This window comes from Haloarcula litorea (assembly GCF_029338195.1).
Lineage (GTDB): Archaea > Halobacteriota > Halobacteria > Halobacteriales > Haloarculaceae > Haloarcula > Haloarcula litorea.
On record NZ_CP119779.1, the window covers coordinates 290413 to 312458 of the forward strand.

A 22046-nucleotide genomic window follows, 5' to 3' on the forward strand; every position below is an offset into this window, starting at 1 on the left:
CATGCCACAATCAAGCAGACCACGCAAAGGCTCGCTGGGCTACGGCCCACGCAAGCGCGCGAACAGCGAGACGCCTCGCTTCAACAGCTGGCCGTCCGACGGCGGACAGCCCGGCGTCCAGGGGTTCGCCGGCTACAAGGCGGGGATGACTCACGTCGTCCTCGTCAACGACGAACCCAACTCCCCCCGCGAGGGGACGGAGGAGACCGTCCCGGTGACGGTCGTCGAGACGCCGCCGATGCGCGCCGTCGCCGTGCGAGCCTACGAAGACACGCCGTACGGCAAGCGTCCGCTGACGGAGGTCTGGACCGACGAGTTCCACGGGGAGCTCGACCGGACACTGGACCTGCCGGAGGACCACGACCCGGACGCTGCAGAGGAACAGGTACGCGACGCACTCGAGGCCGGTGACCTCGGGGACGTGCGCCTCGTCACGCACACCGTCCCCGACGCCGTCCCGAGCGTCCCCAAGAAGAAGCCCGACGTGATGGAGACTCGCGTCGGCGGCGGCTCGCTCTCCGAGCGGGTCGACCACGCCCTCGAGCTGGTCGCCGACGGCGGCGAGCACTCGATGAACGACGTCTTCCGCGCCGGCGAGTACGCCGACGTGGCCGGCGTCACGAAGGGCAAGGGGACCCAGGGGCCGGTCAAGCGCTGGGGCGTCCAGAAGCGGAAGGGCAAACACAAGCGCCAGGGGTGGCGACGACGCATCGGTAACCTCGGCCCGTGGAACCCCTCCCGCGTGCGCTCGACGGTCCCCCAGCAGGGGCAGACCGGCTACCACCAGCGCACCGAGCTCAACAAGCGGCTCGTCGACATCGGCGAGGGCGACGAGCCCACCGTCGACGGTGGCTTCGTCAACTACGGCGAGGTCGACGGCCCCTACACGCTCGTGAAGGGCTCCGTCCCCGGGCCGGACAAGCGCCTCGTGCGCCTCCGCCCCGCGGTGCGTCCGAACGACCAACCGCGCCTCGACCCCGAGGTGCGCTACGTCTCCACGGAGTCGAACCAGGGATAACCTATGCAGGCAACAGTACACGACCTGAACGGCGACGCCGACGGCCAGGTCGAGCTGCCCGAGGTCTTCGAGACCCCGGTCAGGACCGACCTCATCCAGAAGGCCGTCCGCGCCGCACAGGCAAACCGGAAGCAGGACTACGGGACCGACGAGTACGCCGGTCTCCGCACGCCGGCCGAGTCCTTCGGCAGCGGTCGCGGCCAGGCACACGTCCCCAAGCAGGACGGCCGTGCCCGCCGCGTCCCGCAGGCGGTCAAGGGCCGCGAGGCGCACCCGCCGAAAGCCGAGAAGGACCGGTCGATCGACCTCAACGACAAGGAACGCAAGCTCGCCGTCCGCTCGGCCATCGCGGCCACGGCGGACGCCGAGCTGGTCGCCGAGCGCGGCCACGAGTTCGACCGCGAGGAGGTCCCCGTCGTCGTCTCCGACGACTTCGAGGACCTCGTCAAGACCCAGGAGGTCGTCGACCTGCTGGAGGCGCTCGACGTCCACGCCGACATCGAGCGCGCGGACGACACCAAGATCAAGGCGGGACAGGGGAGCGCCCGCGGTCGCAAGTACCGCCGGCCCTCCTCCGTCCTCTTCGTCACCAGCGGCGAGCCCTCGAAGGCCGCCCGCAACCTCGCGGGTGCCGACGTGGCGACCGCCGCCGAGGTCAACGCGGAGGACCTCGCGCCGGGCGCACAGCCCGGCCGGCTGACGGTCTTCACCGAGTCCGCACTCGCGGAGGTGGCCGAGCGATGACGTGGGACGTCATCAAGTACCCGCACGTGACCGAGAAGGCGATGAACGACATGGACTTCCAGAACAAGCTCCAGTTCATCGTCGACGACTCGGCGAGCAAGCCCGACGTGGCCGCCGCCGTCGAGTCACAGTACGAGGTCACCGTCGAGAACGTGAACACGCAGGTCACGATGGACGGCGAGAAGAAGGCGACCGTCCGCCTCTCCGAGGACGACGACGCACAGGAAGTCGCCTCCAGGATCGGGGTGTTCTAACGATGGGACGACGCATCCAAGGACAACGACGCGGTCGCGGGACGCCCACGTTCCGGGCACCCTCGCACCGCTACAAGGCTGACCTACAGCATCGCAAGGTCGAGGACGCCGACGTGATCGGCGGGACGGTCGTCGACATCGAACACGACCCGGCCCGCTCGGCACCCGTCGCGGCCGTCGAGTTCGAGGACGGCGATCGCCGCCTCGTGCTCGCGCCCGAGGGCGTCGGCGTCGGCGACGAACTGCAGGTCGGCGTCAGCGCCGAGATCGCCCCCGGCAACACGCTCCCGCTCGCGGAGATCCCCGAGGGCGTCCCGGTCTGTAACGTCGAGTCCAGCCCCGGCGACGGCGGGCGCTTCGCCCGCTCGTCGGGCGTCAACGCGACGCTACTGACCCACGACCGCAACGTCGCGGTCGTCAAGCTCCCCTCCGGGGAGATGAAGCGGCTGGACCCGCAGTGCCGCGCCACCATCGGCGTCGTCGCCGGCGGCGGCCGGACTGACAAGCCGATGGTCAAGGCCGGCAACAAGCACCACAAGATGAAAGCACGCGGGACGAAGTGGCCCAACGTCCGCGGTGTGGCGATGAACGCCGTCGACCACCCGTTCGGTGGCGGCGGTCGCCAGCACCCGGGCAAGCCCAAGTCCGTCTCGCGCGATACGCCGCCGGGCCGTAAGGTCGGGGACATCGCCTCGAAGCGGACCGGCCGAGGTGGTAACGAATGAGTTCGGAATACCAGATCGGCCACGAGGGTGAGTTCACCTTCCGCGGCCACACGCTCGACGAGCTGCAGGAGATGGAGCTCGAGGAAGTTGCGGAACTGCTCCCCGCGCGCCAGCGGCGAAGTATCACACGCGGCCTGACCGACGAGCAACAGAAGCTGCTCGAGAAGGCCCGCGAGGCCGGCGAGGAGGAGACGGCCAACGACCCGATCCGGACGCACCTGCGCGACATGCCGGTGCTGCCGGCGATGGTCGATCTCACCTTCGCCGTCCACGACGGGCAGAGCTTCGAGCGCGTGCGAGTCGAGCCCGAGATGCTCGGCCACTACCTCGGTGAGTTCCAGCTCACCCGCACCTCGGTCGAACACGGACAGGCCGGGATCGGGGCGACACGCTCCTCGAAGTTCGTACCGCTCAAGTAACACATGGGAATCAGCTACTCAGTCGACGCCGACCCGGAGACCACCGCGAAAGCGATGCTTCGGGAGCGGCAGATGAGCCACAAGCACAGCAAGGCCATCGCCCGAGCCATCAAGGGGAAGACGGCCGCCGAGGCCGTCGAGTACCTCGAGGCGGTCATCGAGGGCGAGCAGCCCGTTCCGTTCAAGGAACACAACTCGGGCGTCGGCCACAAGAGCAAGGTCGACGGCTGGGACGCCGGTCGCTACCCGGAGAAGGCCAGCGAGGCCTTCATCGACCTGCTGAACAACGCCATCGGCAACGCCGACCACCAGGGCTTCGACGGCGAGGCCATGGAGATCATGCACGTCGCCGCCCACAAGGTCGGCGAGCAGCAGGGCCGCAAGCCCCGCGCGATGGGGCGGGCCAGCGCCTGGAACACGGTGCAGGTCGACGTCGAGCTCATCCTCGAGGAGGTCGAGAACTGATGGCAGACGAACAGCAGTTCATCGAGGACGGGCTCCAGCGAACCCAGATCGACGAGTTCTTCGCGGAGAAGCTCGGTCGCGCCGGCTACGGCGGGATGGAGGTCGCGAAGACGCCGATGGGGACCCAGATCGTCCTCAAGGCCGAGAAGCCCGGGATGGTCATCGGCAAGGGCGGGAAGAACATCCGCGAGATCACGACCGAACTAGAAGAGCGGTTCGACCTGGACGACCCGCAGGTGGACGTCCAGGAGGTCGAGGAGCCGGACCTCAACGCCCGCATCGTCGCGGACCGGCTCGGCAACGCCTTAGAGCGTGGCTGGTACTTCCGCAAGGCCGGCCACACCACCATCGACCGCATCATGGAGGCCGGCGCGAAGGGTGCCGAGATCGTCCTCTCGGGGAAGGTCACGGGTGCCCGCTCGCGCGTCGAGAAGTTCAACCGCGGCTACATCAAGCACAACGGTGAACCCGCCGAGGAGATCGTCGACTCGGGCACGGGCGTCGCCGTGATGAAGCTCGGCACGATCGGCGTCCAGGTGAAGATCATCCCGCCCAACGCCGAACTCCCCGACGACTTCGAGATCTACGAGGACGTCGAGGTCGAGGACTACGTCGCCGACACGGACGGCGAGTCCGTCGAGGAGCTCCTCGAGGGCGAACCCGACGAGGACGAGGCCGAGACCACCGAGGTCGGCCACGACCAGCCCGACGAGACCGAGGAGGAGATCGACGAGGAGGTCGTCGAGGAGGAGATCGTCGAGGACGACGCGGACGTTCCCGACGACGACCCCGACGTCCCGACCGACGAGGACATCGACGACCTCGACGTCGACCACCTCGACGACGCCGTCGAGGACGAGGAGACCGAGGAACTCGACGAGGAGGTCGAGGCTGAGGCCGAAGAGCTCATGACCGAGATGGACGACGAGGAGGGTGACGACGAATGACCGTCCTGCACGTCCAGGAGATCCGGGACATGACCCCCGCCGAGCGGGAGTCGGAACTCGACGAGCTCAAGACGGAGCTGCTCAACGCCCGCGCCGTCCAGGCCGCGGGTGGTGCCCCGGAGAACCCGGGTCGCATCAAGGAACTGAAGAAGGCCATCGCGCGGATCAAGACGATCCAGCGCGAGGAAGGCGACCTTCAGGAGAACGAATAATGCCACTGACACCCGAGACGCTCCCCCGTCACGAACTCGTCGGCCTCGACGTCGAGGTCGTCGCCGCGTCCAGCGTGGACGCCGTCGGCATCAGCGGTCGCGTCGTCGGTGAGACGACGAGGACGCTGGCCGTCGAGGGAGAGCATCGGGTGTGGCACGTGCCGAAGGACACGGCGACGTTCGCGTTCGCCCTCCCCGACGGGCCGACCGTCCGGGTCGACGGCGACCGACTCGTCGCCCGTCCCGCTCGACGCACGGAAACTGCAGGTGATTCACAATGGCGCTAGGACTGAACGTACAGGAACCGGAGGAGACCTGCTCCGATCAGAACTGTCCCTTCCACGGGGAGCTCTCCGTGCGCGGGCAGACACTGAACGGGGAGGTCGCCTCCACCGACATGGAGAAGACCGTCGTCGTCGAGCGCGAGTACGACGTGAAGGTGCCCAAGTACGACCGCTTCATGAAGCGGCGGAGCCGCGTCCCGGCTCACGCACCCGACTGTCTCGACCTCGCGGTCGGCGACACGGTCACGATCGCGGAGTGTCGACCGCTCTCGAAGACGAAGAGCCACGTCGTCGTCGGTATCGCCGACGACGAGACGGAGGGTGAGAACTGATGGAGGCGCTCAACGCCGACGTCACGCAGGGCCTGGAGAAGGGCTCGCTCATCGCGTGTGCCGACAACACCGGCGCACGGCAGCTGAAAGTGATCTCCGTCCAGGGCTACTCGGGAACGAAGAACCGGCATCCGAAGGCCGGCCTGGGGGACAAGATCACCGTCTCGGTCACCAAGGGGACGCCGGAGATGCGTCGCCAGGTGCTCGAGGCCGTGGTCGTCCGTCAGAAGAAGCCGATCCGCCGACCCGACGGCACGCGTGTCAAGTTCGAAGACAACGCGGCCGTCATCGTCGACGAGAACGAGGACCCCCGCGGCACCGAGCTCAAGGGGCCCATCTCGCGAGAGGTCGCGGAGCGGTTCGGGAGTGTCGCCTCCGCGGCGACGATGATCGTATAGAAACTATGACTGAGCAACCAGACAAACAGCGAACGCAGCAACGTCGCGCTCCCCTGCACGAGCGGCACAAGCAGGTCCGGGCGACGCTGACCGAGGAGCTCCGCGAGGAGTACGGCCAGCGCAACGTCCGCGTCAACACCGGGGACACCGTCGAGGTGCTCCGGGGCGACTTCGCCGGCGAGGAGGGCGAGGTCGTCGAGGTGGACCTCGACGACGCCGTGGTCCACGTCGAGGACGTCACCCTGGAGAAGACCGACGGCGAGGAGGTCCCCCGGCCGCTGGAGCCCTCGAACGTTCGGGTCACCGACCTGACCCTCGAGGACGACCGGCGGGAAGCGCGGCTCGAATCCGAGGAGGACACAGCATGAGCAAGCATCAGAAACGCCTGTCGGTGCCCGACAGCTGGCCTGTCGAGCGCAAGACGGCAACGTTCACGGTGAAGGCCGACGCCGGCCCGCACGGTGAGTCGGGGGTCCCCCTGCTCATCGTCCTGCGGGACGTGCTCGGCTACGTCGACACCCGCAAGGAAGCGCGCTACGCGCTCAACGAGGACAACGTCCTGATCAACGGCACGGCCGTCTCCGACGAGGAGCGGCCGGTCGGGATGTTCGACATCCTCGCCTTCACCGAGCGCGGCGAGTACTACCGGGTGTTCCCCGGCGAGGGCGGTCGGTTGGCGCTGACCGCCATCGAGGCCGACGCCGCCGAGTCCAAGCTGGGCAAGATCGTCTCCAAGACCCACGTCAGCGGGGGCGACGTCCAGCTGGGGCTCCACGACGGCGAGACCCTCGTCGTCGAGGACGACCAGACCTACGACGTCGACGACTCCATCGTCGTCGCCAACGAGAGCGACGAGATCGTCGCCCACTTCGAGTACGAGGAGGGCGCACTCGTCACCGCCGTCGACGGCGCACACGCCGGCGAGGTCGGCACCGTCGAGGAGATCCAGGTCACGCCGGGCTCGGCCCAGAACAACGTCATCGTCTCCCAGGAGGATGGCGAGGGCTTCGAGACGGTCGAGGAGTACGTCGTCGTCATCGACGAGAACTTCACGGGCGACGACGAGGCCGCCGAGCCGGAGACGGTCGACACCGAGGAGGGTGACGACGAATGAGCTCCGAGACCGAGAGCGGCGAGTTCCACGAGATGCGGGAGCCCCGCATCGAGAAGGTCGTCGTCCACATGGGCATCGGCCACGGTGGCCGCGACCTGGCCAACGCCGAGGACATCCTCGGGGAGATCACGGGTCAGTCGCCGGTCCGGACGACCGCTAAGGCGACCGTCGGGGAGTTCGACATCCGCGAGGGCGACCCCATCGGTGCGAAGGTCACGCTGCGTGACGAGGTCGCCGAGGAGTTCCTCGGGACGGCGCTGCCGCTGGCGGACCTGTCGGCGACGCAGTTCGACGACACCGGCAACTTCAGCTTCGGCGTCGAGGAACACACGGAGTTCCCGAGCCAGGAGTACGACCCGAACATCGGAATCTACGGGCTGGACGTGACGGTCAACCTCGTCCGCCCCGGCTACCGCGTCGCCAAGCGCGACAAGGCCTCGCGGTCGATTCCGTCGAACCACCGACTCGACCCCGACGACGCCGTCGCGTTCGTCGAGTCGACCTTCGACGTGGAGGTCAACGAATGAGCGAGAGCGAGACCCAGGACGAGCCCGACGCCGCCGAGGCAGAGCGGACCGGCCAGCTGGAGTCCTGCCAGCGCTGCGGGCGCGAGCAGGGACTGGTCGGCAAGTACGACATCTGGCTGTGTCGCCAGTGCTTCCGCGAGATCGCTCGCGGGATGGGCTTCGAGAAGTACAGCTAACCATGACAGGAAACGATCCATTCGCCAACGCGCTGTCGGCACTCAACAACGCCGAGAGCGTCGGGCATCTGGAGCAGACGGTATCGCCCGCCTCGAACGAGATCGGCTCCGTCCTCGAGGTCTTCTACGACCGCGGGTACATCGACGGGTTCACCTTCGTCGACGACGGCAAGGCCGGCGAGTTCGAGGTCGAACTGAAGGGAGCCATCAACGAGTGTGGCCCGGTCAAGCCCCGCTACTCCGCGGGGGCCGACGAGTTCGAGAAGTGGGAGAAGCGGTTCCTCCCCGCCCGCGACTACGGGACCCTCGTCGTCACGACCAGCCACGGCGTCATGAGCCACTACGAGGCTCGTGAGCAAGGCGTTGGTGGCCAAGTCATCGCCTACGTATACTGATAATGCCACGAGTAGAGCTACAGATTCCGGACGACGTGACCGCCGAACTGGACCACCTCGACCTCACCGTCGAGGGGCCCAACGGCAGCGTCGAGCGACGGCTCTGGTACCCCGACATCGACGTCTCCGTCGAGGATGGCGTCGTCGCCATCGAATCCGACGAGGACGACGCACAGACGATGTCGACGATCGGGACCTTCGAGAGCCACATCGAGAACATGTTCCACGGCGTGACCGAGGGCTGGGAGTACGAGATGGAGGTCTTCTACTCCCACTTCCCGATGCAGGTCGACGTCGAGGGTGACGAGGTCGTCATCGAGAACTTCCTCGGCGAGAAGGCCGCCCGTCGGACCGCCGTCCACGGGGACACCGAGGTGCAGGTCGACGGCGAGGAGCTCACCCTCACCGGCCCCGACATCGAGGCCGTCGGGCAGACCGCCGCGGACATCGAACAGCTGACACGCGTCAACGACAAGGACGTGCGCGTGTTCCAGGACGGGGTGTACATCACCCAGAAACCGAGCCGAGGTGACGCCTGATGGCAGACAACCCCGACAAGAAGAGCAGCGACGCCGACGCGAACGAGGAAGCGCTCACGCAGGGCGGGAAGGCCGAGGCCGACGTCGAGGAGGAACAGCCCCTCGACGGCGAGCCGGCCGAGGACCCCGACCAGGTCGCCGAGGAGGCCGCGGAGTCGGCCGACGAGGACGACGAGTACGCGGAGCTGACCGACATCAGCGGCGTCGGCGACGCCAAGGCCGACGCGCTGCGGGAGGCCGGCTTCGAGACCGTCGAGGACGTCCGCCGTGCCGACCAGTCCGCGCTCGCGGACGTCGAGGGCATCGGCAACGCGCTCGCGGCCCGGATCAAGGCCGACGTCGGCGGCCTCGAAGTCGACACGGAGACCGAGGCCGAAGTCGAAGAGGAGGGCGGCGAGGAAGAGCCCGCCGAGGACGTGGAGACGGAGCTCCGGCCCCGCGGGCTCGCCGACAAGACGCCCGACCTCGACGACGAGGAAGCGCGCCTGCTGACCCAGCGACACCGGGTCGGCACGCCGAAGTTCAACCGACAGGACCACCACAAGAAGAAGCGCGTCTCGACCTCGTGGCGCAAGCCCCGCGGCGACCTCTCGAAGCAGCGCCGCGGCATCAAGGGCAAGGGCGACACGGTCGAGGCGGGCTTCCGCTCGCCGACGGCGGTCCGTGGCAAGCACCCCTCCGGCTTCGAGGAGGTCCGCGTGCACAACGTGGCCGACCTCGAGGGCGTCGACGGGGACACGGAAGCCGTCCGCATCGCCTCCAAGGTCGGCGCTCGCAAGCGCGAGCGCATCGAGGAGGAAGCCGAGGACGCGGGCATCCGCGTGCTCAACCCCACCTACGTCGAAGTCGAGGTGAACGAGTAATGACGGATCTGTCCGCACAGAAGCGACTCGCCGCGGACGTCCTCGACGTCGGGAAGAACCGCGTCTGGTTCGACCCCGAACGGCAGGGCGACATCGCGGACGCCATCACCCGCGAGGACGTGCGCGAACTGGTCGATGAGGGCGCTATCACAGCGAAAGACGAGAAGGGCAACTCGCAGGGGCGCGCACGCGAGCGCAAGAAGAAGCGTGCCTACGGCCACCAGAAGGGACAGGGTTCCCGGAAGGGCAAGTCCGGCGCACGCGAGGACCCCAAGGAGAAGTGGGAGTCCCAGATCCGCGCACAGCGGAAGCGGCTCCGCGAACTGCGCGACGACGGCTCCCTGTCGAACGCCGAGTACCGCGACCTCTACGACAAGGCCGGCGGTGGCGAGTTCGACAGCGTTGCCGACCTCGAACGATACATCGACGACAACTACGGTGAAGCATAATGGCGACAGGACCACGATACAACGTGCCGATGCGGCGACGCCGCGAGGCCCGCACCGATTACCATCAGCGGTTGCGCCTGCTGAAATCCGGCAAGCCCCGCCTCGTTGCTCGGAAGAGCAACAAACACGTCAGGGCGCAGCTGGTGACGCTGGGCGATAACGGCGATCGCACGCTGGCGGCCGCACACTCGAGCGACCTCGAAGAGTACGGCTGGGAGGCACCGACGGGCAACATGCCCGCTGCGTACCTCACCGGCCTGCTCGCGGGGCTTCGCGCGCAGGACGCGGGCGTCGAGGAAGCGGTGCTGGACATCGGCCTCAACACCCCGACCCCCGGAAGCAAAGTGTTCGCAATACAGGAAGGCGCAATCGACGCCGGCCTGGAAATCCCCCACAACGACGACGTGCTCGCCGACTGGCAGCGAACCCGCGGCTCCCACATCGCGGAGTACGCCGAGCAGCTCGACGAGCCGCTGTACAGCGGGGACTTCGACGCGACGGACCTCCCGGCGCACTTCGACGAGACGCGGGAGACCCTACTGGAAGGTGACATCGAACTATGAGTGCTGACAACGGCTGGGAACCCCGGACACGCCTCGGCAAGCAGGTCGCCGAGGGCGAGATCGACTCGATGCAGGAGGCGCTGAACTCCGGGCTCCCCCTCAAGGAAGCTGAAGTCGTCGACCAGCTCGTTCCCGATCTGGAAGACGAGGTACTGGACATCAACATGGTCCAGCGGATGACGGACTCCGGCCGCCGGGTGAAGTTCCGGTGTGTCGTCGCCGTCGGCAACCGCGACGGCCTCGTCGGCTACGCGGAGGGCCGCGACGACCAGGTCGGCGGTGCCATCCAGAAGGCCATCGACGTGGCCAAGCTGAACATCATCGACGTCTCCCGTGGCTGTGGCTCCTGGGAGTGTGGCTGTGGCCGTCCCCACACGGTCGCGCTGCGCACGAAGGGCAAGGCCGGGAGCGTCGAGGTCGAGCTCCAGCCGGCCCCGCGCGGGCTGGGCCTGGCGGGCGGGGAGACCGTCCGCAAGGTGCTCGAACTGGCCGGCATCGAGGACATCTGGACCCGCTCCAGCGGGAACACCCGGACCACGGTCAACTTCGCGAAGGCGACGTTCAACGCCCTGCAGAACACGGCCGAGGCCCGCGTCCCCGAACGCACCTTCGAGAAACGAGAGGTGATCGAGTGATGCAGGCGCTCGTCCAGATCCGCGGCGACGTGAACATGGACACGGACATCCACGACACGCTGCAGATGCTCAACATCCACCACGTCAACCACTGTACGCTCGTCCCCGAGACGGAGACGTACAGCGGGATGGTCTCGAAGGTCAACGACTTCGTGGCCTTCGGCGAACCCAGCCAGGAGACCCTGGAGACGCTCCTGGAGCGGCGCGCCGAGCCCGCGGAGGGCGACGCCGACGTCGACGACGAGTGGGTGGCCGAGCACACCGACTACGACGACGTCTCGGCGCTGGCCGAGGCGCTGCTGGCCGAGGAGACGACCCTGCAGGAGCAGGGTCTCTCGCCGACGCTCCGTCTGCACCCGCCGCGTGGCGGCCACGACGGCATCAAACACCCCGTCAAGGAGGGCGGTGAACTCGGCGAGCACGACACCGACGGGATAGACGACCTCCTGGAGGCGATGCGATAATGACGAGCAAGAAACGACGACAGCGTGGTTCGCGTACGCACGGCGGCGGCTCGCACAAGAACCGGCGCGGTGCCGGTCACCGCGGTGGTCGCGGGCGTGCCGGCCGCGCCAAACACGAGTTCCACAACTACGAGCCCCTGGGCAAGAGCGGGTTCAACCGCCCGGAGAAGGTCCAGGAGGACGTCGCGACGGTCGACGTCCGCGAGCTCGACGAGGACGCACCGCTGCTGGCCGCCGAGGGCGTCGCCGAGGCCGACGGTGACGGCTACGTCATCGACGCCCGCGACGTCGTCGAGGACGCCGAGGACGCCGACGTGGTGAAGGTCCTCGGTGCCGGCCAGGTTCGCAACGAACTCACCATCGTCGCCGACGACTTCTCGGCCGGCGCGGTCGAGAAGGTCGAGGCCGCCGGTGGCGAGACCGAACTGACCGACCTCGGACAGGAGCGCCAGGAAGCAGCCGAGGACGAGACAGAGGACGACGCGGACGACGAGGCGTAACGACAGATGAGCTGGAAGGACACCGCCGAACCGCTGCTCGTCAGGATGCCCGCAGTCCGTCGGCCGGAGGGCCACGTCCCGTTCAAGCGGAAGCTGGCCTGGACCGGCGGCGTACTGGTGCTGTACTTCTTCCTGACGAACGTGGCGCTGTTCGGACTCGACCTCACCCGCGACCAGGCGGTCTTCGGGCGGTTCTCCTCGATCCTCGCCTCGGGGCAGGGCAGCATCATGCAGCTCGGGATCGGGCCGATCGTGACGGCCTCGATCGTCCTGCAGCTGCTTGGCGGTGCGGACCTGCTGGGGCTGGACACGCAGAACGACCCGCGCGACCAGATCCTCTACCAGGGACTCCAGAAGCTGCTGGTCCTGGTCATGATCTGCCTGACCGGCCTGCCGATGGTGTTCGCGGGCGGCTTCCTGCCCGCCGACGAGGCGGTCGCACAGTCGCTGGGCATCGGCACGGTGGGCGTGCAGTGGCTCATCTTCGGGCAGATGTTCGTCGGCGGTGTCCTCATCCTGTTCATGGACGAGGTCATCTCCAAGTGGGGTGTCGGGAGCGGGATCGGCCTGTTCATCGTCGCCGGCGTGAGCCAGCGACTGGTGGGCGGGATCCTCGCCACGCCCGGCTTCGGCGGGCAGAGCGGGATCATCCACACGTGGTACCTGTTCGTCACCGGCCAACAGCAGACCGGACCGGTGCTGGCCCCGGGCGGGCTCCAGACGGTCATCACCGGCCCCGGGCAGATACTGGCGCTGTTCACCACGGTGCTCATCTTCTCGGTGGTCGTCTACGCCGAGTCGGTCCGGGTCGAGATCCCACTGTCGAACGCCCGCGTGAAGGGCGCGCGCGGTCGCTTCCCCGTGAAGCTCATCTACGCCAGCGTCCTGCCGATGATCCTCGTCCGGGCGCTACAGGCCAACATCCAGTTCCTCGGGCGCATCCTCAACGCACAGCTGGGGACGATGCCCAACTGGCTGGGCCAGTACTCCTCGAACGGCCAGCCGACCGGCGGGCTGTTCTACTACCTCGCGCCCATCCAGTCGCCCGGTGACTGGATGTGGTGGCTCGAGAGCGCGACCCAGCCCATCTGGCAGATCCTCATCCGCGTCGGGGTCGACCTGACCTTTATGCTCGTCGGCGGCGCGATCTTCGCCGTCTTCTGGGTCGAGACGACGGACATGGGCCCCGAAGCGACGGCCCAGCAGATCCACAACTCCGGGATGCAGATCCCCGGGTTCCGACAGAACGTCGGCGTCATCGAGAAGGTCCTCGAGCGCTACATCCCGCAGGTGACGGTCATCGGCGGGGCCCTCGTGGGCCTGCTCGCGGTGATGGCGAACATGCTCGGTACCATCGGCGGCGTCTCCGGGACCGGGCTGCTGCTGACGGTCTCCATCACGTACAAGCTGTACGAGGAGATCGCCGAGGAGCAGCTGATGGAGATGCACCCGATGATGCGCCAGATGTTCGGATAGAACCGCCGAGCGTCTTCACTTCTTAGCGTCCGCGACGACCACTGAGCCACTGCTTCGACCTCGATCTTCCTCGGTGGGGGGTGGCGGCGTGAGAGAGGTGGCCTCACACCGCGGTCCTATCGACGTAGAACGACTGGACGGGTTCGGCGTCGGACGATACGAAGACGACGGGAGAGTCTGGAGTCAGTCGGCGGCGTGGGCGTGTTCGCCGCGCTCCCCGTCGCCGACGGAGTCAGAACGGTGGAGCCAGTAGAGGACCAGGAACAACACCGTCGCGAGCACGTTCAGGACCAGCTTGTAGTTCATCTCGATCTCTACCGCGGCGATCTGGACGCTCGACGCGGGCGGGACGAGCCCCGCACCGAGGAACACGAAGTGAACGACGACCCCGGTGAGGACCGCCGAGACGAAGATCATCCCCGAGAGGACCGCCGCGAATTTGGTCCCGTAGTACTCCCGGTAGGCGTCCATGATCGGCGGGACGATGAGGTCGGCGAAGATGTACGAGAGCACCGACCCGAACGGCAGCCCGTTGGCGTAGAGGACGGCACCGAAGGGGACGTTCCCGACCGAACAGACGAACGTCGCGACGCCGATGACGGCACCCAGTGCCGCGGTCCAGACGACGTAGACCGGGAGGCCGAACGTGGGGCCGGAGAACACGGAGGTCCAGACGTGTTCCGGGACGAAACCGGCGATCAGGCCGGCGAAGACGAAGCCGATGGCGATCTCGTCCCAGAGCATCCCCCACTCCGACCACTGCTTGTCGGCGAGTGCCTTCCACCCGGACAGCGTAGTCGCCTGCTCCCGGATGGTCGGGTTGGCCTCCTCCGGGTCGAAGCTGTCCTTGCAGGACTCCGAGCAGAAGTAGTAGGTCCCCCCGTCGTGTTCGGTGGAGTGGTCGGCCTCGTCGGGGTCGAGTTCCATCCCACAGACGGGGTCCTGGACCGTCGCGTCCCCGGCGTCCTGAACGTTCTCGCGGGCCTGCTCGACGACCTCGTCGGGCGTGAGGTAGACGAACCCGACGGCCATCAGGCCGATGAGCAGGAAGCCGCCGACGACGTCGGCGACGAGGAACTGCCAGCCCAACAGGAGGTAGATGACGATGCCGATCTCGACGACCAGGTTCGTCGACGCGAACATGAACGCGCCGAGCGTGGCCGCGGCGGACCCGCCCTTCTTGAAGAGGTTCTTCGCCGTGGCGATGGCGCTGTAGGAACACGACGAGGAAACGAACCCGAACAGAGAGCCGTAGCCCAGCTCCCGGAGGCCGTGGCCCTCGAGCAGGTCCGAGACCTTCTCGTCTGAGGTCCAGGCCTCGACGCCGCCGGCGATGGCGAACCCGACGACGAGCGCCCACCACGTGATCCAGGCCATCGCCGCCGTCGTCGTGAGGAACTGGCGCGTGCTCTCGACGAAGAACGACACCAGCGGCTTCGACGTCGTGACGACACCGAGTGCGACCGTCGCGAGCGCGACGACCGCGAGGATCGCGTACTCCTTTCTCTCCATACGTGGCCACTTGGGGTTCGACGTTTTCCGGACCTTCGGCTAACACACTCCGGCCGAGACGGGGGCGGAACTTTCCGTCGGCAACTGATCGCCGACGGACAGACCGGACTCCGAAGCGGGTCGCCGAGGTCGGCGGATCCGTCGCCGCCCGTGGTTCGGGCTTCCCGCGGCTCGCGAGCGAGCGGTCTCGATCTGCCGGTACCGTGTTCGACGGCGCTGCCGGGAAAACAACGGCGGTCGGCGGTCCACTGCCGGGGTCGGGCCGCCCGGCAGCGGCGGGACGGGGCCGCCCCGCGAGGCGGGGCTACGACGTCGACGTGACCGACGCGTCGCGCATCTCCGCGAGGTCCTCGCGGACGGCCTCGGCGACGACCCGCCCGAGTCGGACCGGGACGGCGTTGCCGACGATCTTGAGCTGCGTGCTCTTGGGGCCCTGGAACTCGTAGTCGTCGGGGAACGTCTGCAGGATCGCACACTCCCGGACGGTGCCGACGCGGTCCTCGGTCGGGTGGATGAACGGGGCGTTGTGGTTCTCCTTGACCGTGAACGCGGGCTCGTCGGGCTCGAGCCGCCGCCAGCTGTCGCCGAAGCTCTCGTAGAGGCTGTCGCCGTGGTCGACCTCGGCGATGCGCTCGACCATGTCGTCGCTGTGGTCGGTCGTCTCGTGGTTGGGCAGCCCCTCGATCTCCTTCTCGACGAGGGCCTCGCGGACGGTGACGTAGGGCTCGAGGGCCGCACTCGAGAGGGTCGTCTGCTCGGACGGTCGGTGGGTCCGGTCGGGGAACGTCGGTACCTCGCCGTCCGCCCGGCCGACGAAGACGACGCGCCGGCGCGCCTGCGGGACGCCGTAGTCGGCGGCGTTGAGCGTCTCGTGTTTCACCGAGTAGCCGATCTCCTCGTAGCGCTGGTGGATCTTCCGGACGACGTCGCCGTCCTCCATCGACTTGATGCCGGGGACGTTCTCCATCACGAACACGTCGGGTTCGACGTGGGCGACGTGGTCGATAAACGACCCGACCAGGGAGTTCCGCTCGTCCTCGGGGTCGCGCTTGCCGGCGATGCTGAACCCCTTGCACGGCGGCCCGCCGACGACCACGTCGACGGCGTCCGTGTCGATGTCGTGGTCGTCGTAGAACGCGGCGGGGTCGACCTCGCCCAGGTCCGCCTGGATCGCCAGCGAGTCCTCGTGGTTGTGCTCGAACGTCGGGAGGAAGTCCTCGTTGACGTCGACGCCGGCGACGACGTCGTAACCGGCCTGCTCGAAGCCCGTCGAGAGCCCGCCGCCGCCACAGAAGAGGTCGAGCACCGCGGCGACCGCGTCCTCGTCGGCAGTTGCCCCGTCCATCGTTGTGTCTTGGTCGACAGTCACTCGCTGGCGGTATAATCTCTTGCGGTTGCGCGAGCCGGCGGCCGGTCCCGCGTGGTCACTGCGACGCCGCGTCGAGGTGCTCGTTGACCGCCTCGCGCCACTCGTGGGGGTTGTACCAGCCACACCCCTCGCAGCCGACGTCGTCCTCGTACTCCCGGCCGCCCTCGTAGTAGAAGTCGATACCGAAGAAGGCGGGCCGCTCGCCGGTCTCGACGCACTGCTCGCACTTGCGGCTCTTGAGGAGGTTGTTCTTGCCCGAGAGGAGCTGGAAGTGCGCCCGGACCTCCTCGTCGCTCATCGACTCGTAGTCGAAGTCCTCCGGTTCCGCCCAGCGGATGCGCGGCCGCCGGTGGTCGACCTCGGGGGTCCCGCCGGGACTCGACAGGTCGAAGGCGTCCCGGCCGTCGTACAGCTCCCGGACGCGCCGCTTGAACGACTCGGGCATCTCCTGGCGCGTGATGGGCTTGGAGCTGGGGAACGGGTACTTGAGCTGGCGGTGAGTCGTCTTCTCCCCGCAGGTGTCACAGTAGCGGCGGTCGTACTCGCCGCGGCCGCCGGTGGTGCTGACGAACTCGAACCCCTCGTCGCGGAAGTCCCGGATGTACGCGGCCGGCTGGGAGCCGGAGAGCTCACACTCCGAGCAGTGCCACTCGCAGTCGGCGAGCACGTCGAAGGTCCGGCCCTTCTTGGTGCTCGTCGAGGAGGGGTTCCAGTCCTCGACGAGGACGAACTCGGCGGCCCGCTCGCCCCACTCGGTGAGCGCGAGCCGGTCGCCGTCGCGGGTCAGCAGTTCCTGTTCGAGTCCGACCTCCAGCAGTTCCCGGAGTCGCTCGTCGGCCAGGCCGGTCTCGTCGCGGAGCTCGGCGACGGTCGCGTCGCCGTCCGAGAGCCGGTCGAAGAGCCGCTGCCGGGCGTCGTCCTGTCGAAGCTCGTCGATGTATTGCGCCGTCTCGTCGTCCATCGTCTCTCGCCGTCCCCAGCGAGGGTGTCGAGGACTATAAATCGACCCGGTAGCTCGGGGGTCGAGCGGGCACCGTCCCACCGCGGCCACGGTCCGCCGACGCCGTGCGTGCGAAGGCTCTAAGAGAGAGGCTGCGGGAGTGTCGGGTGATGGAAACGCGGCACCGCGTCGTCGTCGACGACTCGCGCCAGCTCCCGCTGCCCGACGACTCCGTCGAACTGGTCGTCACGTCCCCGCCGTACCCGATGATCGAGATGTGGGACGACGTGTTCGCGGCGCTGGACCCGTCGGTCGGCGAGGCGCTGGACGCGGCGGAGGGGCGGCGGGCCTTCGAACTGATGCACGAGGTGCTGGCCGACGTCTGGGCGGAGGTCGAGCGCGTCCTCGTCGACGGCGGTATCGCCTGTGTCAACGTCGGTGACGCGACCCGCAGTGTCGACGGGAGCTTCCGGGTCTACCAGAACCACGCCCGCGTCGTCGACGCGTTCGAGTCGCTGGGCTTCGAACCGCTGCCCGAGATCCTGTGGCGCAAGCCGGCCAACTCCGGCGCGAAGTTCATGGGCTCGGGGATGGTGCCGCCCAACGCCTACGTCACGCTTGAACACGAGTACGTCCTCGTGTTCCGCAACGGGACCGAGTCGCGGTCGTTCGAGCCGGGGGCCGACAGACGCTACGAGGCGGCGTACTTCTGGGAGGAGCGCAACAGGTGGTTCAGCGACGTCTGGGCGGACGTCCGCGGCGAGCACCAGACGCTTTCGCGCGACGACCTCCGGGACCGGTCGGCGGCCTACCCCTTCGAGATCCCCTACCGCCTGATCAACATGTACAGCGTCTACGGCGACGCGGTGCTGGACCCGTTCTGGGGGACCGGTACCACCTCGCTGGCGGCGCTGGTCGCCGGCCGGAACTCCGTCGGCGTCGAGCGCGAGCGGGAGTTCACGCGGGTGTTCGACGAGCGCGTGGCCGAGGCCCCGTCGCTCTCGCGGTCGGTGGTCGCGGACCGGCTCGCGGCCCACGAGTCGTTCGTCGCGGACCGGCGCGCGGACGGCGAGACGTTCGACTACGAGTCCGAGACCTACGGCTTCCCGGTGACGACGAGCCAGGAGACCGACCTCCGACTGTACACGGTCGAGTCCGTCGCGGAGGCCGACGACGGGTACCGCGCCGTCCACGCGCCGGTCGAGCAGGTGCCCGCCGACGCGGCGGAGACGGACCCCCAGTAGTCAGCCCGGCCGGTCGTCCGTGACCGTGAGGACCGGCGTATCACTGAGCCGGACGACGCGTTCGGCGACGCTCCCGAGGACGTACCGTTCGAGCCCCGACCGGCCGTGGGTCCCGAGCACGAGGCAGTCGACGGCGTGCTCCTCGGCGTAGTCGAGGATGGCGCGGTACGGGACGCCGCGGAGGACCGACGCCTCGACGGTCGAGACGGCGTCGGGAGCGCGGTCGACCGCCGACTGGATCGCCCGCTCGCCGGCCGTTTCGAGTTCGTCCAGGACGGTCCCCGGGGCGAGGTCCCCCGGCGGGACCGTGGCGTCGACGACGTGGACGACGTGCAGCGTCGCGTCCATCGCGGCCGCGAGGTCGGCCCCGCGGTCGGCGGCGACCGCCGAGCAGTCGCTCCCGTCGGTCGCCACCAGGACCGACTCGAAGGGGAGCCGCAGTTCCGTCCCCTCGTGGACCGTCAGTACGGGCATCGGCGCGGTCCGGAGGGTCCGCTCGGCGACGCTGCCGAGGACGAACCGGTCCAGGCCGGTGCGGCCGTAGGTCCCCATCACGATACAGTCGACGCCGTGTTCGGTGGCGTAGGCGACCAGGAGGTCGTGGGTCGCGCCGGTCGCCTCCAGCACCGTGCCCGTGGCGTCGACGCCCGCCTCGCGTGCCCGGTCGATGGCGTCCGTGACGGCGGTCTCGCCGCGGTGGGCGAGCGCACCGGCGGCCTCGTCCTCGACGCCCGGCGGGAGCTCGGAGGGCTCCAGCGCGTGGACGACGTGCAACTCGGCGTCGAAACGGTCGGCGAGTGCGATCCCGGCGTCGACGGCCGCGTCGGCGACGCCGCTGCCGTCGGTCGGGACCAGTAGCGTGTCGAACACGGTCCTTCTGTGTGAGAGTCGTGTCGCGGAGACAATAAATCGGCGGGGCGGCGGGGTCGCTCAGAACAGCTCGCCGATCTGGCGGTGCATCTCGTCGATGCTCCCGGAGTTGTCGACGACCAGGTCCGCGTCCGCCGGCGGGTCGAACTCCGCGCTGAGCTCCTCGTAGACGCGGGTGTCGGCCTCGCTGGGGTCGTCGGTCCGGTTCCGGATGCGCTCGCGGGCGACCGACTCCTCGCAGGTGACCCAGACGAGCGCGCCCGAGCGGGCGTGCTTCCCGGCGATGGTCTCGGCTCGTCGGCGGTGGTCGGGGGTCTTGAACGTCCCGTCGAGGACGACCGACTCGCCCTCCGCGAGGCGAGCGCGGGCGCGCTCGAACAGCGCGCCGTAGACGAGCCAGACCTCCGCGTCCTCGTAGGTCGGGTCCTCGACGACGTCGGTCCGGACGGTGTCGGTCCGTAGCAGCGTCGCGTCGAGACGCGACGCGATCTCCTCGGCCGTCGTGGACTTCCCGACGCCGGGGAGCCCACAGACGGTCACCAGCCACTGCTCGCTGCCCGACTCGGTGGTGTGAGCGGTGTCTGACACGGTCGGCAACGTCCGGAGTCACGCGTCCCCAACACTTAGGTTGTTTCATCGGGCCCGTCGGCGACGGCGGAGCCGATGACGGGCGGGACAGCTACGAACCGGTCCCGTCGGAACCGGTGTCGGCGTCGTCGGCCCGCCCGGGCGCGTCGCCGTTCGCGAGGAACGTCAGGAGGTTGCCGACGAAGGCCTCGTTGTCGGCGTCGTAGACCTCTGACCGGGTGACGAGAGAGGTGTCGGCGACGAAGACGAGGTTCTCCGTCCGGGCGACGGTCGGGAACTGCCCCGTGCGGCGAGTCCGCAGTGTCCGGGTCCCCTCGACGGCCGTGTAGACCGGGCGCGCGGGCCCGTCGACCAGCGCGTAGCCGCCGGTGTCGAGCGTGACGGTGCCGGCACCGTCGGTCAGCGGGCCGCTCCCGGTCGGGGCGGTGTAGACGCTCTTGAAGTTGTTGTCGTTTCGGTCGTCGTCGATGTTGTACAGCACGTCCGACCCCATCCGGATGCCGTACGCCGACGTCAGGTCGTTGGCGGCGAACGAGACCGTCGGCGTCCCGTTCAGCGACCGGCCGGCGACGCGGGTCTGGGTCGGTTCCGCGAGGACGACGACGTGCCCGCCGGCCGCCGTGTACTCACGGACGGCCGCCCGTTCCCGGTCGGTGAACCCCTCGGTCGGCTGGACGAGCAGGAGGCCGGCGTGGCCGTCGAGGCGCTCGCCGAACGGCGGGCCGGTGGCGTTCGCGGCGGTCGTGTTGTTCGTGTATCGGAGTCGGTGTCCCGCGGCGAACAGCGCCCCCGCGAGCGGTTCGAGCTCGGCCGGTTCGACGGCGTTGTCGTGGGTGGTGTCGACCAGGATCTCCGCGTCGCCGGGCGCGACGGTGATCTCGCCCGTCTCCGGATCGACCGCCGGCTCGACCCGCTCCGGTTGGTACTGCGGCGGCGACTGGCCCTCGATGGTCGCACCGTCCGGCCGGCCGAGGTCGGCTCCGGCGACGAACCCGGCGGCGGCGACGACCCCCACCGCGAGCGCCACCAACACGATGTACGTCGCCAGCAGCGTGATCACGCGGCCCTCACCCATCGACGTACACCTCCCCGTCGTCGCTGTCGTTGGTCGGGACGCCCCAGACGGCGTAGTACTCGACGGGCTGGCGGAACTCCCCGTCGGAGTCGTCCTCGGCCGCGACGTAGACGACGTCCCCCTCGACGCGCCGGACGTCCTGACCGAGGACGACGACGTTGACCGGCCGCTGGGTGCCCAGGTATCTGACGTCGTACCGGTCGCCGTCGATGCCGTCTGCCCGTTCGGCGGCGATCGAGATGGCGGCGTTGACGTCGCCGATGCGGTCGGCGAAGCCGTTCCGGACCGCCTGCGTGCCGAGGAAGGTCCGGCCGCTGGCGATCTCGTTTCGCGACAGGGTGATCCGGTCGCCCCGGTGGGCGAGGACCGTCCCGACGAACGACCGCTGGAGCCGCTCGATGTCGGCCCGGAGCCCGTCGACGCTGATCTGTGCCTTGTCCGGGCCCGAGCGGACGAACTGCTCCTGTGTCTCGGCGTCCCGTTCGATGGCGCTCAGGGGGGCCTGGACGACGACGCCGATGCTGCCGACGGTCGAACTCGGCTTGACGACGATCTCGTCGGCGGGGACGATACCGTAGTAGCCGCCGCTGGCCGCGAGCCCCTCGACGTAGGCGACGACGGGCATCTCCTGGGCGGTCCGGTTGACCGCGAGGTAGAACTCCTCGCTGGCGTCGACCGGCCCGCCGGGGCTGTCGATCCGGATCACGACCGCGCCGACGGAGTCGTTGGAGCGGAGCTGGCGGAGCTGGCGGGTGACGGCGTTGACGTTGGCGTCGGTGGTCCCACCTCGCAGCGTGACGACGGCGACGCTCTGTCGGTCGCTGACGCCGCTGGTCGCGAGCCCCCAGACGACCGGCCCGACGGTGACGGCGGTCACGATCGCGGCGGTGACGACGACGACGAACGAGGCCGTCCTGGCCGATGAACTGCGCATACCTGTTGTACGTGG

At 68.7% G+C, this 22046-nt stretch carries 32 protein-coding genes; 25 read left to right on the plus strand and 7 right to left on the minus strand.

Going from position 1 to position 22046, the window contains the following annotated elements; all coding sequences use genetic code 11:
• Position 1 precedes the first annotated feature (1 nt).
• The 24 genes from rpl3p to secY are packed head-to-tail and all read left to right on the plus strand — an operon-like array spanning position 2 to position 13499.
• On the plus strand, positions 2-1018 hold the full coding sequence (rpl3p, locus tag P0592_RS01575) for a 50S ribosomal protein L3 (protein ID WP_276272509.1): 1017 nt from the start codon (positions 2-4) through the stop codon (positions 1016-1018).
• A gap of 3 nt (positions 1019-1021) precedes the next feature.
• The gene (rpl4p, locus tag P0592_RS01580) at positions 1022-1762 is read left to right on the plus strand and encodes a 50S ribosomal protein L4 (protein ID WP_276272510.1); all 741 of its coding nucleotides are present in this window, start codon (positions 1022-1024) and stop codon (positions 1760-1762) included.
• Positions 1759-2016, plus strand: a complete 258-nt coding sequence (locus P0592_RS01585; RefSeq protein ID WP_276272511.1) for a 50S ribosomal protein L23 — start codon at positions 1759-1761, stop codon at positions 2014-2016. Before rpl4p ends, P0592_RS01585 begins: the two co-directional genes overlap by 4 nt.
• Positions 2017-2018: 2 nt before the next feature.
• Entirely contained in the window at positions 2019-2741 is a 723-nt protein-coding gene (locus P0592_RS01590) for a 50S ribosomal protein L2 (RefSeq protein ID WP_276272512.1), read from the plus strand.
• Positions 2738-3160 (plus strand): 30S ribosomal protein S19, encoded by a 423-nt coding sequence (locus tag P0592_RS01595; protein ID WP_276272513.1) that lies wholly within the window; start codon positions 2738-2740, stop codon positions 3158-3160. Before P0592_RS01590 ends, P0592_RS01595 begins: the two co-directional genes overlap by 4 nt.
• Before the next feature lie 3 nt (positions 3161-3163).
• Positions 3164-3625, plus strand: coding sequence for a 50S ribosomal protein L22 (locus tag P0592_RS01600; RefSeq protein ID WP_276272514.1), 462 nt, complete (start codon positions 3164-3166; stop codon positions 3623-3625).
• Entirely contained in the window at positions 3625-4572 is a 948-nt protein-coding gene (locus tag P0592_RS01605; RefSeq protein WP_276272515.1) for a 30S ribosomal protein S3, read from the plus strand. Before P0592_RS01600 ends, P0592_RS01605 begins: the two co-directional genes overlap by 1 nt.
• On the plus strand, positions 4569-4784 hold the full coding sequence (rpmC, locus tag P0592_RS01610; RefSeq protein WP_276272516.1) for a 50S ribosomal protein L29: 216 nt from the start codon (positions 4569-4571) through the stop codon (positions 4782-4784). Before P0592_RS01605 ends, rpmC begins: the two co-directional genes overlap by 4 nt.
• Positions 4784-5071, plus strand: coding sequence for a ribonuclease P protein component 1 (locus tag P0592_RS01615; protein ID WP_276272517.1), 288 nt, complete (start codon positions 4784-4786; stop codon positions 5069-5071). Before rpmC ends, P0592_RS01615 begins: the two co-directional genes overlap by 1 nt.
• Positions 5062-5400 carry a 30S ribosomal protein S17 gene (locus P0592_RS01620; RefSeq protein ID WP_276272518.1) on the plus strand — a complete coding sequence of 113 codons (339 nt, stop codon included), beginning with the start codon at positions 5062-5064 and terminating at the stop codon, positions 5398-5400. The genes P0592_RS01615 and P0592_RS01620 overlap by 10 nt, the downstream gene beginning before the upstream one ends.
• A complete protein-coding gene (locus P0592_RS01625) occupies positions 5400-5798 on the plus strand; it encodes a 50S ribosomal protein L14 (RefSeq protein WP_276272519.1) in 399 nt (132 codons plus the stop codon). The genes P0592_RS01620 and P0592_RS01625 overlap by 1 nt, the downstream gene beginning before the upstream one ends.
• A gap of 5 nt (positions 5799-5803) precedes the next feature.
• Positions 5804-6166 carry a 50S ribosomal protein L24 gene (gene rplX / locus P0592_RS01630; RefSeq protein WP_276272520.1) on the plus strand — a complete coding sequence of 121 codons (363 nt, stop codon included), beginning with the start codon at positions 5804-5806 and terminating at the stop codon, positions 6164-6166.
• Positions 6163-6912, plus strand: a complete 750-nt coding sequence (locus P0592_RS01635; protein ID WP_276272521.1) for a 30S ribosomal protein S4e — start codon at positions 6163-6165, stop codon at positions 6910-6912. Before rplX ends, P0592_RS01635 begins: the two co-directional genes overlap by 4 nt.
• A complete protein-coding gene (locus P0592_RS01640) occupies positions 6909-7439 on the plus strand; it encodes a 50S ribosomal protein L5 (RefSeq protein ID WP_276272522.1) in 531 nt (176 codons plus the stop codon). Before P0592_RS01635 ends, P0592_RS01640 begins: the two co-directional genes overlap by 4 nt.
• A complete protein-coding gene (locus P0592_RS01645; protein WP_276272523.1) occupies positions 7436-7615 on the plus strand; it encodes a 30S ribosomal protein S14 in 180 nt (59 codons plus the stop codon). The genes P0592_RS01640 and P0592_RS01645 overlap by 4 nt, the downstream gene beginning before the upstream one ends.
• A 2-nt stretch (positions 7616-7617) precedes the next feature.
• Positions 7618-8010, plus strand: coding sequence for a 30S ribosomal protein S8 (locus tag P0592_RS01650; protein WP_276272524.1), 393 nt, complete (start codon positions 7618-7620; stop codon positions 8008-8010).
• Positions 8011-8012: 2 nt separating this feature from the next.
• Complete coding sequence (locus P0592_RS01655; RefSeq protein WP_276272525.1) at positions 8013-8549, plus strand: 50S ribosomal protein L6; 537 nt, start codon at positions 8013-8015, stop codon at positions 8547-8549.
• On the plus strand, positions 8549-9412 hold the full coding sequence (locus P0592_RS01660; RefSeq protein WP_276272526.1) for a 50S ribosomal protein L32e: 864 nt from the start codon (positions 8549-8551) through the stop codon (positions 9410-9412). The genes P0592_RS01655 and P0592_RS01660 overlap by 1 nt, the downstream gene beginning before the upstream one ends.
• Positions 9412-9861, plus strand: a complete 450-nt coding sequence (locus P0592_RS01665; RefSeq protein ID WP_276272527.1) for a 50S ribosomal protein L19e — start codon at positions 9412-9414, stop codon at positions 9859-9861. Before P0592_RS01660 ends, P0592_RS01665 begins: the two co-directional genes overlap by 1 nt.
• Positions 9861-10424 carry a 50S ribosomal protein L18 gene (locus tag P0592_RS01670; protein WP_276272528.1) on the plus strand — a complete coding sequence of 188 codons (564 nt, stop codon included), beginning with the start codon at positions 9861-9863 and terminating at the stop codon, positions 10422-10424. The genes P0592_RS01665 and P0592_RS01670 overlap by 1 nt, the downstream gene beginning before the upstream one ends.
• A complete protein-coding gene (locus P0592_RS01675; RefSeq protein WP_276272529.1) occupies positions 10421-11059 on the plus strand; it encodes a 30S ribosomal protein S5 in 639 nt (212 codons plus the stop codon). The genes P0592_RS01670 and P0592_RS01675 overlap by 4 nt, the downstream gene beginning before the upstream one ends.
• Entirely contained in the window at positions 11059-11523 is a 465-nt protein-coding gene (gene rpmD / locus P0592_RS01680; RefSeq protein WP_276272530.1) for a 50S ribosomal protein L30, read from the plus strand. The genes P0592_RS01675 and rpmD overlap by 1 nt, the downstream gene beginning before the upstream one ends.
• Positions 11523-12023, plus strand: a complete 501-nt coding sequence (locus tag P0592_RS01685) for an uL15m family ribosomal protein (protein WP_276272531.1) — start codon at positions 11523-11525, stop codon at positions 12021-12023. Before rpmD ends, P0592_RS01685 begins: the two co-directional genes overlap by 1 nt.
• A gap of 6 nt (positions 12024-12029) precedes the next feature.
• Positions 12030-13499, plus strand: a complete 1470-nt coding sequence (gene secY, locus P0592_RS01690) for a preprotein translocase subunit SecY (RefSeq protein WP_276272532.1) — start codon at positions 12030-12032, stop codon at positions 13497-13499.
• Positions 13500-13682: 183 nt separating this feature from the next.
• Here secY and P0592_RS01695 read toward each other — a convergent pair whose 3' ends face one another.
• The 3 genes from P0592_RS01695 to P0592_RS01705 form a co-directional block, all read right to left on the minus strand.
• Positions 13683-15011 (minus strand): permease, encoded by a 1329-nt coding sequence (locus P0592_RS01695; RefSeq protein ID WP_276272533.1) that lies wholly within the window; start codon positions 15009-15011, stop codon positions 13683-13685.
• A 304-nt stretch (positions 15012-15315) separates the two neighbouring features.
• Complete coding sequence (locus tag P0592_RS01700) at positions 15316-16356, minus strand: DNA cytosine methyltransferase (RefSeq protein WP_276272534.1); 1041 nt, start codon at positions 16354-16356, stop codon at positions 15316-15318.
• 79 nt (positions 16357-16435) lie between these two features.
• Positions 16436-17341, minus strand: a complete 906-nt coding sequence (locus P0592_RS01705; protein ID WP_276272535.1) for a hypothetical protein — start codon at positions 17339-17341, stop codon at positions 16436-16438.
• A 149-nt stretch (positions 17342-17490) separates the two neighbouring features.
• Here P0592_RS01705 and P0592_RS01710 point away from each other — a divergent pair, with 149 nt between their 5' ends.
• Positions 17491-18564, plus strand: coding sequence for a DNA-methyltransferase (locus P0592_RS01710; protein WP_276272536.1), 1074 nt, complete (start codon positions 17491-17493; stop codon positions 18562-18564).
• On the opposite strand, the gene P0592_RS01715 is transcribed toward P0592_RS01710, so the two are convergent.
• From P0592_RS01715 to P0592_RS01730, 4 genes are all read right to left on the minus strand, one after another.
• On the minus strand, positions 18565-19434 hold the full coding sequence (locus tag P0592_RS01715) for a universal stress protein (RefSeq protein ID WP_276272537.1): 870 nt from the start codon (positions 19432-19434) through the stop codon (positions 18565-18567).
• 60 nt (positions 19435-19494) lie between these two features.
• Positions 19495-20022: a P-loop nucleotide/nucleoside kinase family protein gene (locus tag P0592_RS01720; protein WP_276272538.1), complete on the minus strand. Its 528-nt coding sequence runs from the start codon at positions 20020-20022 to the stop codon at positions 19495-19497.
• Between the two features lie 91 nt (positions 20023-20113).
• Complete coding sequence (locus tag P0592_RS01725) at positions 20114-21097, minus strand: DUF4350 domain-containing protein (RefSeq protein ID WP_276272539.1); 984 nt, start codon at positions 21095-21097, stop codon at positions 20114-20116.
• A complete protein-coding gene (locus P0592_RS01730) occupies positions 21090-22031 on the minus strand; it encodes a S49 family peptidase (protein WP_276272540.1) in 942 nt (313 codons plus the stop codon). The genes P0592_RS01725 and P0592_RS01730 overlap by 8 nt, the downstream gene beginning before the upstream one ends.
• Between the last annotated feature and the right edge of the window lie 15 nt (positions 22032-22046).

What these genes read in the sequence shown, in the direction of transcription:
- secY (WP_276272532.1), top strand. Translation starts at nt 12,030, where the DNA reads ATGAGCTGGAAGGACACCGCCGAACCGCTGCTCGTCAGGATGCCCGCA.
- P0592_RS01695 (WP_276272533.1), bottom strand. Translation starts at nt 15,011, where the DNA reads ATGGAGAGAAAGGAGTACGCGATCCTCGCGGTCGTCGCGCTCGCGACG.
- P0592_RS01670 (WP_276272528.1), top strand. Translation starts at nt 9,861, where the DNA reads ATGGCGACAGGACCACGATACAACGTGCCGATGCGGCGACGCCGCGAG.
- P0592_RS01585 (WP_276272511.1), top strand. Translation starts at nt 1,759, where the DNA reads ATGACGTGGGACGTCATCAAGTACCCGCACGTGACCGAGAAGGCGATG.
- P0592_RS01665 (WP_276272527.1), top strand. Translation starts at nt 9,412, where the DNA reads ATGACGGATCTGTCCGCACAGAAGCGACTCGCCGCGGACGTCCTCGAC.
- P0592_RS01705 (WP_276272535.1), bottom strand. Translation starts at nt 17,341, where the DNA reads ATGGACGACGAGACGGCGCAATACATCGACGAGCTTCGACAGGACGAC.
- P0592_RS01605 (WP_276272515.1), top strand. Translation starts at nt 3,625, where the DNA reads ATGGCAGACGAACAGCAGTTCATCGAGGACGGGCTCCAGCGAACCCAG.
- P0592_RS01685 (WP_276272531.1), top strand. Translation starts at nt 11,523, where the DNA reads ATGACGAGCAAGAAACGACGACAGCGTGGTTCGCGTACGCACGGCGGC.
- P0592_RS01710 (WP_276272536.1), top strand. Translation starts at nt 17,491, where the DNA reads ATGGAAACGCGGCACCGCGTCGTCGTCGACGACTCGCGCCAGCTCCCG.
- P0592_RS01635 (WP_276272521.1), top strand. Translation starts at nt 6,163, where the DNA reads ATGAGCAAGCATCAGAAACGCCTGTCGGTGCCCGACAGCTGGCCTGTC.
- P0592_RS01625 (WP_276272519.1), top strand. Translation starts at nt 5,400, where the DNA reads ATGGAGGCGCTCAACGCCGACGTCACGCAGGGCCTGGAGAAGGGCTCG.
- P0592_RS01600 (WP_276272514.1), top strand. Translation starts at nt 3,164, where the DNA reads ATGGGAATCAGCTACTCAGTCGACGCCGACCCGGAGACCACCGCGAAA.
- P0592_RS01700 (WP_276272534.1), bottom strand. Translation starts at nt 16,356, where the DNA reads ATGGACGGGGCAACTGCCGACGAGGACGCGGTCGCCGCGGTGCTCGAC.
- P0592_RS01615 (WP_276272517.1), top strand. Translation starts at nt 4,784, where the DNA reads ATGCCACTGACACCCGAGACGCTCCCCCGTCACGAACTCGTCGGCCTC.
- rpmC (WP_276272516.1), top strand. Translation starts at nt 4,569, where the DNA reads ATGACCGTCCTGCACGTCCAGGAGATCCGGGACATGACCCCCGCCGAG.
- P0592_RS01640 (WP_276272522.1), top strand. Translation starts at nt 6,909, where the DNA reads ATGAGCTCCGAGACCGAGAGCGGCGAGTTCCACGAGATGCGGGAGCCC.
- P0592_RS01650 (WP_276272524.1), top strand. Translation starts at nt 7,618, where the DNA reads ATGACAGGAAACGATCCATTCGCCAACGCGCTGTCGGCACTCAACAAC.
- P0592_RS01645 (WP_276272523.1), top strand. Translation starts at nt 7,436, where the DNA reads ATGAGCGAGAGCGAGACCCAGGACGAGCCCGACGCCGCCGAGGCAGAG.
- P0592_RS01620 (WP_276272518.1), top strand. Translation starts at nt 5,062, where the DNA reads ATGGCGCTAGGACTGAACGTACAGGAACCGGAGGAGACCTGCTCCGAT.
- rpl3p (WP_276272509.1), top strand. Translation starts at nt 2, where the DNA reads ATGCCACAATCAAGCAGACCACGCAAAGGCTCGCTGGGCTACGGCCCA.
- P0592_RS01725 (WP_276272539.1), bottom strand. Translation starts at nt 21,097, where the DNA reads ATGGGTGAGGGCCGCGTGATCACGCTGCTGGCGACGTACATCGTGTTG.
- rpmD (WP_276272530.1), top strand. Translation starts at nt 11,059, where the DNA reads ATGCAGGCGCTCGTCCAGATCCGCGGCGACGTGAACATGGACACGGAC.
- P0592_RS01595 (WP_276272513.1), top strand. Translation starts at nt 2,738, where the DNA reads ATGAGTTCGGAATACCAGATCGGCCACGAGGGTGAGTTCACCTTCCGC.
- P0592_RS01730 (WP_276272540.1), bottom strand. Translation starts at nt 22,031, where the DNA reads ATGCGCAGTTCATCGGCCAGGACGGCCTCGTTCGTCGTCGTCGTCACC.
- P0592_RS01660 (WP_276272526.1), top strand. Translation starts at nt 8,549, where the DNA reads ATGGCAGACAACCCCGACAAGAAGAGCAGCGACGCCGACGCGAACGAG.
- P0592_RS01675 (WP_276272529.1), top strand. Translation starts at nt 10,421, where the DNA reads ATGAGTGCTGACAACGGCTGGGAACCCCGGACACGCCTCGGCAAGCAG.
- P0592_RS01590 (WP_276272512.1), top strand. Translation starts at nt 2,019, where the DNA reads ATGGGACGACGCATCCAAGGACAACGACGCGGTCGCGGGACGCCCACG.
- rpl4p (WP_276272510.1), top strand. Translation starts at nt 1,022, where the DNA reads ATGCAGGCAACAGTACACGACCTGAACGGCGACGCCGACGGCCAGGTC.
- P0592_RS01655 (WP_276272525.1), top strand. Translation starts at nt 8,013, where the DNA reads ATGCCACGAGTAGAGCTACAGATTCCGGACGACGTGACCGCCGAACTG.
- rplX (WP_276272520.1), top strand. Translation starts at nt 5,804, where the DNA reads ATGACTGAGCAACCAGACAAACAGCGAACGCAGCAACGTCGCGCTCCC.